This is a genomic window from Natronospira sp., assembly GCF_007134575.1.
GTDB classification, from domain to species: Bacteria; Pseudomonadota; Gammaproteobacteria; order Natronospirales; family Natronospiraceae; genus Natronospira; species Natronospira elongata.
In genome coordinates, this window is sequence record NZ_SLKM01000021.1 from 1 (window position 1) to 10,356 (window position 10,356).

The 10,356-nt window shown below is 57.6% G+C and carries 14 protein-coding genes; 8 read left to right on the forward strand and 6 right to left on the reverse strand.

Annotation, left to right across the window (positions count from 1 at the left end; genetic code table 11):
- The first annotated feature begins 360 nt into the window (after positions 1-360).
- On the forward strand, positions 361-621 hold the full coding sequence (locus ACJWXQ_RS00840; RefSeq protein WP_406671942.1) for a DUF6691 family protein: 261 nt from the start codon (positions 361-363) through the stop codon (positions 619-621).
- Here ACJWXQ_RS00840 and ACJWXQ_RS00845 read toward each other — a convergent pair.
- Positions 545-1,516 (reverse strand): trypsin-like peptidase domain-containing protein, encoded by a 972-nt coding sequence (locus tag ACJWXQ_RS00845; RefSeq protein ID WP_346053093.1) that lies wholly within the window; start codon positions 1,514-1,516, stop codon positions 545-547. The genes ACJWXQ_RS00840 and ACJWXQ_RS00845 overlap by 77 nt on opposite strands.
- 256 nt (positions 1,517-1,772) lie before the next feature.
- On the opposite strand from ACJWXQ_RS00845, the gene ACJWXQ_RS00850 reads away from it, so the two are divergent.
- On the forward strand, positions 1,773-1,934 hold the full coding sequence (locus ACJWXQ_RS00850; protein WP_346053091.1) for a hypothetical protein: 162 nt from the start codon (positions 1,773-1,775) through the stop codon (positions 1,932-1,934).
- Between the two features lie 49 nt (positions 1,935-1,983).
- On the opposite strand, the gene ACJWXQ_RS00855 is transcribed toward ACJWXQ_RS00850, so the two are convergent.
- Entirely contained in the window at positions 1,984-2,817 is an 834-nt protein-coding gene (locus ACJWXQ_RS00855; protein WP_406671943.1) for a class I SAM-dependent methyltransferase, read from the reverse strand.
- 152 nt (positions 2,818-2,969) lie between these two features.
- On the opposite strand from ACJWXQ_RS00855, the gene ACJWXQ_RS00860 reads away from it, so the two are divergent.
- From ACJWXQ_RS00860 to ACJWXQ_RS00870, 3 genes are all read left to right on the forward strand, one after another.
- The gene (locus ACJWXQ_RS00860) at positions 2,970-3,545 is read left to right on the forward strand and encodes a TetR/AcrR family transcriptional regulator (RefSeq protein WP_346053087.1); all 576 of its coding nucleotides are present in this window, start codon (positions 2,970-2,972) and stop codon (positions 3,543-3,545) included.
- A 150-nt stretch (positions 3,546-3,695) separates the two neighbouring features.
- Positions 3,696-4,415, forward strand: a complete 720-nt coding sequence (locus tag ACJWXQ_RS00865; RefSeq protein WP_406671944.1) for a Crp/Fnr family transcriptional regulator — start codon at positions 3,696-3,698, stop codon at positions 4,413-4,415.
- A gap of 154 nt (positions 4,416-4,569) precedes the next feature.
- Positions 4,570-5,268, forward strand: a complete 699-nt coding sequence (locus ACJWXQ_RS00870; protein WP_406671945.1) for a Crp/Fnr family transcriptional regulator — start codon at positions 4,570-4,572, stop codon at positions 5,266-5,268.
- Here the strand turns inward: ACJWXQ_RS00870 and ACJWXQ_RS00875 are convergent.
- The 4 genes from ACJWXQ_RS00875 to ACJWXQ_RS00890 all read right to left on the reverse strand — a co-directional run bounded on the left by ACJWXQ_RS00875 (position 5,258) and on the right by ACJWXQ_RS00890 (position 7,520).
- Positions 5,258-6,658 carry a diguanylate cyclase domain-containing protein gene (locus tag ACJWXQ_RS00875; RefSeq protein WP_346053081.1) on the reverse strand — a complete coding sequence of 467 codons (1,401 nt, stop codon included), beginning with the start codon at positions 6,656-6,658 and terminating at the stop codon, positions 5,258-5,260. The two genes, ACJWXQ_RS00870 and ACJWXQ_RS00875, sit on opposite strands and share 11 nt — an antisense overlap.
- A 95-nt stretch (positions 6,659-6,753) precedes the next feature.
- Positions 6,754-7,005 carry a DUF3185 family protein gene (locus ACJWXQ_RS00880; RefSeq protein WP_374729219.1) on the reverse strand — a complete coding sequence of 84 codons (252 nt, stop codon included), beginning with the start codon at positions 7,003-7,005 and terminating at the stop codon, positions 6,754-6,756.
- Positions 7,006-7,133: 128 nt separating this feature from the next.
- Positions 7,134-7,280, reverse strand: a complete 147-nt coding sequence (locus ACJWXQ_RS00885; protein ID WP_346053079.1) for a lmo0937 family membrane protein — start codon at positions 7,278-7,280, stop codon at positions 7,134-7,136.
- A gap of 30 nt (positions 7,281-7,310) precedes the next feature.
- Complete coding sequence (locus tag ACJWXQ_RS00890) at positions 7,311-7,520, reverse strand: DUF3185 family protein (protein ID WP_346053114.1); 210 nt, start codon at positions 7,518-7,520, stop codon at positions 7,311-7,313.
- 283 nt (positions 7,521-7,803) lie between these two features.
- Here ACJWXQ_RS00890 and ACJWXQ_RS00895 point away from each other — a divergent pair, with 283 nt between their 5' ends.
- From ACJWXQ_RS00895 to ACJWXQ_RS00905, 3 genes are all read left to right on the forward strand, one after another.
- Positions 7,804-8,169 carry a DUF4398 domain-containing protein gene (locus ACJWXQ_RS00895; RefSeq protein WP_406671946.1) on the forward strand — a complete coding sequence of 122 codons (366 nt, stop codon included), beginning with the start codon at positions 7,804-7,806 and terminating at the stop codon, positions 8,167-8,169.
- A gap of 92 nt (positions 8,170-8,261) precedes the next feature.
- Entirely contained in the window at positions 8,262-8,987 is a 726-nt protein-coding gene (locus ACJWXQ_RS00900) for an OmpA family protein (RefSeq protein ID WP_346051886.1), read from the forward strand.
- A 200-nt stretch (positions 8,988-9,187) separates the two neighbouring features.
- Entirely contained in the window at positions 9,188-10,159 is a 972-nt protein-coding gene (locus tag ACJWXQ_RS00905) for an aminotransferase class V-fold PLP-dependent enzyme (protein ID WP_406671947.1), read from the forward strand.
- The last annotated feature ends 197 nt before the right edge of the window (positions 10,160-10,356 follow it).

The window sequence follows — 10,356 nt, forward strand, 5'->3', positions numbered from 1 at the left end:
CAACCAGACGCGGCTGGAGCGTCGGGAGCTGTTTCCTGAGCTGCACTTTGCCGTCTATGCCAACCGCGCCCCTATCTCCCCCTTGAGCGGCAATGTCACAACCTGGCAGAAGGCCGGAAAACGGAGTGCTCATGACTGAATTCACATCCTTCTCTGCCTTGCTCGGCGGCGTACTAATCGGCCTCGCTGCCGTGCTCCTGATGGCGCTTTTCGGCCTCGGTTTGGCAATCTCCCAGATGATCAACCCACTCAAGGTGCTGGGCTTCCTTGATGTCCTCGGAAACTGGGACCCCAGCCTGGCCTTCGTCATGGTCGGCACCATTGCCGTCACCCTGCCCGGGTTTCTACCTGGTCCGCAAAATGGGCAAGCCCGTCTTCGCTCCCGGCCTCCAGTGGCCGGAGGGCCAGGACATCAACTGCCAGTTGTTGCTCGACGCGGGCCTGTTCGGGATCGGCTGGGGACTGGCCGGCTATTGCCCGGGACCGGGTATTGGCGCGATGGCATTGAGTATCCACGAGATGGCGTTCTACGAGCCGCTGATATTCACGGTCTCGATGCTAGTGGGCTTTCTTGCGTGGCACATACTCGACCGGAGAACCCGTCCGGCCACTGACGGCTAAAGCGGTACCTGCCGTCACTACTACCGGTCATCAAGGCCGCGATGCGGCCTGCTTCCCTGCTCAGATCAAACGCGCCGAGCGCAAAGGCCAGACCTTCAATATCGATCCAACCTCGCACCACCCGACCTTCCTGCATAATTTGCCGGGCTATCCGCCGCACCGTATTGGAAGGAATGGAAAGACTGATCCCCACACTACCGGCCGAGGGCCCAATCAACATGGAATTGATGCCGATAAGCCGACCCTGGGAGTTGAGCAAAGGACCACCGGAGTTCCCGGGGTTGATGGACGCATCGGATTGAATCAGGTCACGAATAATATAGCCGGATTGCAGTTGCACCGGCCAATTAAGCACCGATACAACGCCGACAGTCAGGGTACCTTCCAAGCCAAAGGGATTACCCAAGGTCAGAACCGACTGACCTACCTGGACCCTCCCACTGTCGGCAAAGGGCAACACGGTCAACGGCCATCCCATGGGATCGAATCGCAGCACAGCCAAATCCATCTCTGGGTCTGAACCTATCAGCTGGGCCGGATACAGACTGCCGTCGTACAGCGACACAATCAGTCGTTGAGCTCCGGCCCAACGACTGCGATAGGCGCTCAAGGTAGTCACGCTTACCACAGCCCGGTGGGTCCGGCGATGGACTTGAATCCTGGCCAATTCCTCCTGGGACAAGCCCTCTTCGATCAGGGGTGGCAATGGCTCTTCCTCCGGCACCCCGACCGTAAATGCCGGTGACATGGCATCGATGAATTCCGGAGCCGGGCTGACCTCCGAATAGCCAGCGCATCCGGACAGGCCCAACAGCAAAACCGGAAACAGGCTTAAGACAGGGCGCATGACAACTTCAGGCGGCATAATCAAAACATCAGAATAAGGGAACCTCAATCAAGACCACCCATCTTCAACTGATCATTCCCTCGGTGCAAGTCGATATGCGAGCCGGTCAGTTGCCGCCGACGGAAGACAATGGCGTGAGCTACCTTAAAGTCCCATTGAAGCAATTGGGCCCTGCGCTCGGCCTGCGTAACGTCCACGACTGAAGTCGAATCACCGCGCTTGACATTATTTTACTGAAGTCTGTTTTCCCGTCGGTTACGAACAGGAGATTGCCACCAAGCTGACCCTAGGTACTCAGTACTACGTGGAATGGCTGCAGGACTTTGTTGAACTGGAAGTCGGATTCCAGGGTGAGTCGGCCACCGTGCCAAAAGAATTCCGCCAAGTGATCACGCTGAGGCTCACCCAGCAGCTGATGCGGGACAACCTCACCATCGGACTAAAGGCCGACCTTCGGGACGCGTGAAAACACCATGCGAGGGGGTATCCCCCGCATGGAATATGCGTCAGCGGGATTACTTGCGCCGACCAGTAATAAGCAGGTACTCCCGCTCGATATGCAAGCCCGCCTCGGTGGCGTAGCGTCCATGGTAGGCGTCAACATCCTGCTTAAAGGCCGTCTGCTCGCTTTCGGACAGCTGCTTCATGACCTGTCGGATCGGGCCGAAGCCGCGGGCATACCATTGCCAGGCATCTTCCACCTTGTCGAAATAATGGTGATTCACACCCGGTTCAAACCAGAGTTCAAAATCTTGCCCCAGCAGCGCCCGGGCATGGTCGGGATCGCCCCAAGCCAGTGGTGACGGCTCCGGTGCCGGATCACCGCTATGCGCGCCGATCACGCCGAAGAAATCCTGGACCGCGCCCTCCGGTGCCCATACAGCCAGTGACAGACGTCCCCCCCGGCGACACACCCGCGCCAGTTCGCGTGCGGCCTGCGCCTGATCTGCCGCAAACATCACTCCAAAAGTGGAGATCACGCCGTCGAAATGGCCATCGTCGAAAGGCAGCCGTTCGGCGTCAGCCTGCCGAAACCGGACCGCCGGTCGCAGGTGCGCCGACAGCGTCTCCGCCGCTTCCAGCAACTCGGAGGCGATATCCACGCCGGTCACATTCGCTCCGGCACGGGCCATATTGCGTGCTGTCCAGCCTGTGCCCGTCGCCACATCAAGAATCTCCTGACCGGGCCGCGGATTGAGTCGCTGGGCCGCATGGGCCAGCGCGTCTGAAACGCCGAAGCTGATATTGTCGTAATGGCTGCCGCCAAGATTCCAGGTACGGGCGGCGTCCTCGTGATGGGGCTGTACTGACACCCCGGGCCCACTCTCCATCGAATGCACCTGATTCATGATGACCTCCGTATAGCAGAAGCAATCGTGCTGGCCCTGCCGGGCCACCCGCCTGCGGGAATGGTCCTCGGCAACGCAATCGGCCACTAGACCGACTATCATAGTATATAGACCGATCGTCATATTTTGTCAATAATGGTAAAAAGAGGACCATGGGTAACGAAACCAGAAAGCGAATGCTCCAGACCACCTTGCGGCTGATCCAGCTGCGTGGACTGCACGGAGTGAGCCTGAACGATATCCTTGAGGAAAGCGGCAGCCCCCGGGGATCCCTCTATTTTCATTTTCCGGGCGGCAAGGAAGCGCTAGTGGCGGAAGCCATGCAAAGCGGGATCGAAGAAGCTTCCCAGGTGCTTAGGGAGTGCCTGGCATCGGCCTCCCATCCCGCAGACGGCGTCAAGGCATTTTTTCAGGCAGCGGCCGAGGAAATGACCCGCTCCGACTACGGCTTTGGATGCCCCGTCGCCCCTATCATCCTGGACTCGCCCCACGTTTCCACAAAACTGGCTGCTGCCTGTCGGGCCGCCATTGATGAGTGGACGGAAATGTATCGAGAAGCCCTTTTGGCTGGTGGCCTGAGCTTCGAAAGGGCTGGCCGAGTCGCCAACACGATCACCGCCAGTCTGGAAGGGGCACTGATCATGGCGAGAAGCCACCAGGATGCAACGCTTATCGTGACGGTAGGAGATGAAGTAGCCGACTTGATCACCCTCGCTGTCAATCGCTAAAGCGCATCCTACGCCCGGCCGGCCTGCCCCCGCGGCCCGCTTTCCAATGTCCTATAGCGTACATACCACCCTGAATCGTGATAGCATCCATTATGAGAAAACAAACCCGCTTCACCGGGGAACACAGCCCACCAAGAGGGGCGCATACCCATGTCCAATCAACCCGACCCCAGTCAGAATCATCTGCTCGCCGCTCTACCACCCGATGAATACGCGCGTATAGCACCGAATCTCGAGCTGGCCGACCTACGCCTCGGCGATACCCTCTGCGAACCCTACATTGAAATGCAGCATGTCTATTTTCCGGTGGACTCCATCGTCTCCCTGCTGTGCGTCATGGAAGACGGCGACTCGGCAGAAATCGCCATCGTCGGACACGAGGGCATTGTCGGCGTTTCACTCTTCATGGGGGGGGAAACCACGCCCAACCAGGCCGTGGTGCAATCCGCCGGCAAAGCCTATAAATTGCCGGGCCGCGCACTCAAGAGCGAATTCTACCGGGGAGGGCCCATGCAACACCTCCTTCTGCGCTACACCCAGGCCCTGCTGACCCAGATGGCCCAAACCGCTGTCTGCAACCGCCATCACAGCCTGGATCAACAGCTCTGCCGCTGGTTGCTGCTTAGTCAAGATCGCCTGCCTTCCAATGAACTGGTCATGACCCAGGAACTGATTGCCAACATGTTGGGGGTCAGACGTGAAGGGGTCACGGAGGCCGCCGGTCGACTACAGCAAGCGGGCCTAATCTCTTATCACCGCGGACACATCACCCTCCTGGACCGGCCCGGTCTGGAGAAGCGCACCTGTGAATGCTACGGTGTTGTCAAACGTGAATATGATCGACTCCTGGCGGAAAGACCATCCCGCTGAACTTTGTACGCTACCGCCCCGACACTGCCTCTCCCTTATGCCAGAGTTTCTCTTACGGGCCTGACCCAGGCCGCCTGTTCTGGCCACAGTGCATGCCCTGACTCCCGTACATCCCTGCCTCCCAGGGTTCGATCAATCACCAGGAGTCCTCCCAATGACGGCCCGCGTTGCCAGCAATCGGCTGCTTGCACTACTACCGCAAAGCGAGCGTGCCGAGATCTTGTCACAGTGTGATCAGCTGACTCTGGAGTTTGGTGAAACCCTCGTGGAATCCGGCGCGACCTACAGTCACGTGTACTTTCCACTCCGGGGATTCATCTCCCTGATAACCATCATGAATGAAAAACCGGCCCTGGAATCTGGATTGGTGGGTGCAGAAGGCATGCTTGGCGCCACCCTGGCACTGGGGGTTGGCAGTGCACCGACTCGGGCTCTGGTTCAGGGCGCCGGAACCACCTTGCGCATGGACGTGGCCGTTTTCACAACCCTGATCGAGCGATATCCGCGGCTACGCAGGATAGTAATGCATTACCTTCATGTAATGATCGAGCAACTGGCACAAACCTCGGCCTGTACCCGCTTCCACCTCGTAGAAGCACGACTGGCACGATGGCTGCTGATGACTCGGGACCGGGCCAGGAGTGACGATTTCGATATCACGCAGCAATTTCTCGCCTGCATGCTCGGTGTTCGTCGCGTAGGAGTGACTGCTGCGGCCAGGAAAATGCAGGAACGGGGCTTGATCGACTACTGTCGCGGCCATATTGAAATACTCGATCGGCGTGGTCTGGAAGCCGCAGCGTGCAGTTGTTACAAAGCGGACCGAGCAGTCTATAGACGGATTATGGCGTAGTAAACGCCCGGGCGGCACGCTCATTGCCAACCTCCCCATCCCCTTTGGCAGTAAAGAAGCCGCAAGCATTCTCCTCTCTCGTCTTAGCCTGAAACATGGCGATATCTGCATGTTCAATCAAGGCATCCATTTCCTTTCCATTCGCCGGATACATGCTGATTCCGATACTTAAGGTGACTTTCACCTCATGGCCGTCAACCAACAGCGGGTTCAAAAATAAGCTAAGAAGCTTCTTTGCAGCCTGCTCGGCCGCTGACGCGTCTGCCACATCCGCCAACAAGATCAGAAACTCATCTCCCCCTTGTCGGCATACCGTATCGGTATCACGGACCCCGTGAAGCAGACGATCGGCCACCGCCTTAAGAACATGATCACCGACCCTATGACCCAGGCGATCATTGATATTCTTGAAATTATCCAGATCGACAAACAGCATCGCAGCCTGTCTTTCATGACGGTTGGCCAGGCTGATGACCTGTCTGAATCGTTCCTCGAAGAGTGGCCGACTCGCCAATCCAGTCAGTGAATCATGACCGGCTAGCCACGCCATCTTTCGCGTCATTGAGAGGGACTGGTTGACATCGCGGAAAACGATCACCGCACCCGTAACCCGACCATATCGGTCATGTACCGGTGCCGCTGAATCCTCAATGCCGGTTTCACTGCCATCAAGGCGATGTAGGACGCAATTTGCCGCCAACCCCACGTTGGTATTTTCGGCCATGGCATGCAGAGCCGGGTTTCTGGCGCGTTTCCCACTGTCTCGATCAGTGATCTTGAACACGGCGGGCAGCGGTTTCCCAACGGCATTGGAGCTGGGCCAGCCGGTCAGTTCCTCGGCAACCTGATTGAGGTAAGTTACTTTTCCCTGAATATCGGTGACCAAAACCGCGTCACCGATGGACCCCAGCGTCACTCGAGCGCGCTCCTTTTCCTCGAAAAGGGCTTCATCCGCCACCCGCCAGGCCGCCTCGGTCGCTTTTCGACGCGTCACGTAGTGCAGTGCGCCCGGCAGCCAGTCCATATCGATTGCATTCTCATCCGGCTCCAGTTCATCGCCATCGATCTGTGCTGAATGGGTGCCGATCTCACTCAATGGCAGCACCAGTGAGTCGGGGGTTGCCAGGCGCAATTGCTTGAATACTTCGGGACCAGCGCAGTCAGGCAAGCTCATGCCGGCCAGGACAACCTCGATATCGCCCTGCGCCACTCGATCTAGTGCTAACGCAAGGTTCGTCACCCATTCAACACGGAAAACACCTTCTCCGGCACCTAGCAGAGCCTCCTCAACCAACCGCGCCACATCAATATTGGCCTCCACAAACAATACCGTTACCGGCTCAGCTCTCGATACCAGCGCTTGTGGGTGGTGATCCCGTTGAAGATTCACAATGTTACGCTCCCCGGTCATCTATCAACTCGATAAACTCGTAATGGGCGTTTGAATGTGTCCTTATCCCTGCAGAAACCCTGGCCACCAAGAATCTAAGGCAAAAATTTTGCTCTAAATTCCAGCCTATTGGCCGTTCGGGACCGTCTTCGGGAAATGAGCAATAAGAAACCAGCAATAGTTGCGCCAATTCCGGCGAGAAAGTACCAGTGATTCGGATCGAAAACTCGGCTCACCAGCGTTTCGTGAATCGTCACACTAGGGGTTTGCGTCGTACTGTATCCGAAGTACAGGAGCGTCCCAGCACATGCTAGAAAGACCAAGCCCAGCAACCGCCTGATATTCATGGCCAATTCCCCATTCAGGTAATCAAGATAGCCATCGCACCATGACACAGACGGCCCGTCTGTTCGGTAGCGCACCCAATGGATGATTTCCGGGCCGGGCACTCATACGGACGAAAAAACAATTCCCGCTATATACGACGGCCCTGAATCAGCCTGATCAGGACGACAACCACCGCTATCACCAGGAGGATATGTATCAAGCCACCCATTGTGGTTGAGGTAAAGAAACCAAGTAGCCAGAGGACAATCAGTGCGACAACAATAATCTCGAGCATTTTCTTCTCCTTTCAGCCATCAAATGGCGACTAGCTCCGCACACCGAATGTAACGAGCACCAAACCGCCGATGGCTGATGCGATTCCAAATATGAAGTACCAGGTCGTTGATTCAGTAAACCGACCCGTGAATGTTTCATGAACCTGCTCTCCCAAGCTCTGCGAGGCGGTGTAACCGAAATACAGTAGCACTGCCCCTACGACGAGAAGCACGATTCCCAATAACAGATTAATATTCATGATGATCTCCTTGTAAGCCAATATCTGTCCGCATCATGGCAACACTTCGGATCGCTGCGGTCTGTGCGGTGGCGCACCTATCCCACCATCCCCAGAATCAATTTATTCCATAACCCTTACCCAGTTACGTACGCTGCCGCACCGACACCGCAAGCCCGGTCTTCTACGCTTGGCTTTCGGAATTGGTTTCTGGATCAGAAGAAGGTCCGCTTCGGACCCTACGATCCAATCCACGCGGAGAATGACAATGCACACAACACTAGGACCATGCTTCTGGAAATCCATGAGCACTGTTTCGGTTCTGGCGGCAACTTTACTGCTTCTCACCGCCTGCGCCTCAGTGCCTGAAGCTCCTCCGTCGTCGCTGGCCGAGGCCAGGGATGCCATTGCCAGCGCCGAGCAGTCGGATGCCCGACAGTACGCCGGCGCCGAACTCGACGAAGCCAATCGAAAGCTGGCAATGGCAGAGAACGCCATGTCATCCGAGAAGCGGACCGAAGCGGATCAATATGCACAGCAGTCTCGCGTCACCGCGGAACTGGCCATGGCGAGGACCTCAGCCGCCAAAGCGGAGGACGTCAACCGTCAAATGCGCCGGGATGCAGAAGCTTTGAGTGAAGAACTGGAACGCACAGGAGGCAAGCAATGAATATTTCCATTCCACAGCCAACGACATATGGCCGGACCTGCGCGGCGATCATCCTATCCGTCCTATTCCTTGCCGGATGTGCAAGCAGCCCCGTGAGCCCGGACGGCGCCTCGGACGCCCGAAGCAACCTCACCGCCTTGCAGAATGATCCTGAACTGAGCAGTCGGGCCCGGGTTGAGATCCGACAGGCCGAAGAGGCCGTCAAACTCGCCGAGGAGCCATTGTCTGATTCCCAGGCAGCCTTGGGTGAGCACCGTGTTTATATGGCGGAACACAGGGTAGAGATCGCCAAGGCCAGAGCCGCTGCCAAACTGGCCGAGGATCAGCGTGCCCAGCTCGACCAAGACCGTAGTGATACACGTCTAACGGCACGTACTCGTGAAGCCGACCGGGCGCGGTCGGATGCTTCCAGAGCACGCAGCTCGGAGGCGGACATGCAACGACGTCTTGAAGAGCTGGAGGCCAAGGAAACGGAACGCGGCATGGTCATAACGCTGGGCGACGTTCTCTTTGATACGGGCAGCGCTCAGCTCCGTGGAGATGCCAACCACACCCTCAACAAGCTGGTGAGTTTCATGCGGCAGTATCCCGATCAGCGTCTCGTGATCGAAGGTCATACGGACAATGTCGGCGGTACTGCCCTCAATCAGAGGCTTTCACAGCAGCGTGCCGACTCGGTCAGACAGTATCTGACGCAAAATAACATCGCCTCAAATCGAATTTCGACCTCGGGCATGGGGCTTCATCGACCCATTGCCGACAACAACTCGGCCGCCGGACGGCAACAGAATCGCCGAGTGGAAATCGTCATCGAGTAGATGCAGGCCTCTTGGCGGTAGATCGCCAGGCAGGCAGCATCATTATCTGAGTCACGCGGTACGGCCTAACAGCCGTACCGTTTTTTTTTATGGGGAACACAAAACCGATCTTCCCCACTTTCGTGATGCTCCCTGGCTTGGCCTCGGGTCGGGAGACTGGCATGATCAGTCCCTCCCCTTCCTCCTGGCGGAGTCGATTGATGCACGATGCGAATGAATCCCGGGCAGCCTTGGGTAATCGGGCACTCTTTCCCGAGCTACGATTTGATGTCTATGCCAACCATGGGTCGGTTTCGCCCTTGAGCGAACCGGTACAGGCAGCAGTAAATGAAGTGCTGTCGGCACAGGCTCGTGAGGGCATGGGGATATTTCCGGCCGAGGTGGAGCGACGGGAGCGTGTTCGTGAGCAATTCGCCTCGCTCATCGGGGCGACTGGTGAAGATATCGGCCTGGTGGCGAATACCTCCGCCGGCGTGCTTGCCATTGCCCATTCCCTGCCCTGGCGGAGAGGCGATCGGGTATTGGTATTCCGGGGGGAGTTCCCCACCAATGTAACCCCATGGCAGCAAGCGGCACGGCGGCTGGGACTGGAACTGGTTTGGATGGATGCCGAGGACTTTCGCCTGGACCGGGTGGCTGCCATGGAACAGTTCGAGCAGCATTTGGCCGAGGGAATCCGCCTGGTGGCCGTGAGCGCCGTGCAATTCACCACCGGCCAGCTCATGCCGTTGGAGGAGATGGGTGAATCCTGCCGTCGCCATGGCAGCGAACTTTTCGTGGACGCCATTCAGGCGCTGGGCATTGTGCCCCTGGATGTGAAGCGAATGGGCATTGATTACCTGGCTTGCGGCAGTCACAAGTGGCTGATGGGCCCGGAAGGCGTGGGTTTTGTCTATATAGCCCCTCAGCGCACGGATCAACTGGAGCCCAACCTGGCCGCCTGGATCAGCCATGAGGATGCCTTCGAATTCCTCACTGGCGCAGCCGAGACCCTGCGCTATGACCGCCCTATTCGGCGTGGGGCCCGGATGCTGGAAAGCGGCACCTTCAACAACCTGGGCTGTGCCGGCCTGGAGGCCAGCATTGGGCTGATCCAGTCCCTGGGCGTGACCCATATCTTTGAGCATGTCCAAATTGAAACGTGGAAGCACACTGATCATGGATCGCTTTGAGCGAGCTACCCAGTCCGGTGAGTAGTCACCGGGACCAATACGGTAATAATCAGGGATCACCTCCCCCTCAAGAAGATCGAGAAGATCCTCCGCTTCCACCCGATCCCGTTGCTCGGCCGACAACTCCCGGTCATGGGGCGCGATGGCCCAGCCATTGTCGCCGTCATAGCCTTCAGCCCACCAGCCATCCAGGACAC

What these genes read in the sequence shown, in the direction of transcription:
- ACJWXQ_RS00840 (WP_406671942.1), top strand. Translation starts at nt 361, where the DNA reads ATGGGCAAGCCCGTCTTCGCTCCCGGCCTCCAGTGGCCGGAGGGCCAG.
- ACJWXQ_RS00855 (WP_406671943.1), bottom strand. Translation starts at nt 2,817, where the DNA reads ATGAATCAGGTGCATTCGATGGAGAGTGGGCCCGGGGTGTCAGTACAG.
- ACJWXQ_RS00860 (WP_346053087.1), top strand. Translation starts at nt 2,970, where the DNA reads ATGGGTAACGAAACCAGAAAGCGAATGCTCCAGACCACCTTGCGGCTG.
- ACJWXQ_RS00865 (WP_406671944.1), top strand. Translation starts at nt 3,696, where the DNA reads ATGTCCAATCAACCCGACCCCAGTCAGAATCATCTGCTCGCCGCTCTA.
- ACJWXQ_RS00870 (WP_406671945.1), top strand. Translation starts at nt 4,570, where the DNA reads ATGACGGCCCGCGTTGCCAGCAATCGGCTGCTTGCACTACTACCGCAA.
- ACJWXQ_RS00880 (WP_374729219.1), bottom strand. Translation starts at nt 7,005, where the DNA reads ATGAATATCAGGCGGTTGCTGGGCTTGGTCTTTCTAGCATGTGCTGGG.
- ACJWXQ_RS00885 (WP_346053079.1), bottom strand. Translation starts at nt 7,280, where the DNA reads ATGCTCGAGATTATTGTTGTCGCACTGATTGTCCTCTGGCTACTTGGT.
- ACJWXQ_RS00890 (WP_346053114.1), bottom strand. Translation starts at nt 7,520, where the DNA reads ATGAATATTAATCTGTTATTGGGAATCGTGCTTCTCGTCGTAGGGGCA.
- ACJWXQ_RS00895 (WP_406671946.1), top strand. Translation starts at nt 7,804, where the DNA reads ATGAGCACTGTTTCGGTTCTGGCGGCAACTTTACTGCTTCTCACCGCC.
- ACJWXQ_RS00905 (WP_406671947.1), top strand. Translation starts at nt 9,188, where the DNA reads ATGCACGATGCGAATGAATCCCGGGCAGCCTTGGGTAATCGGGCACTC.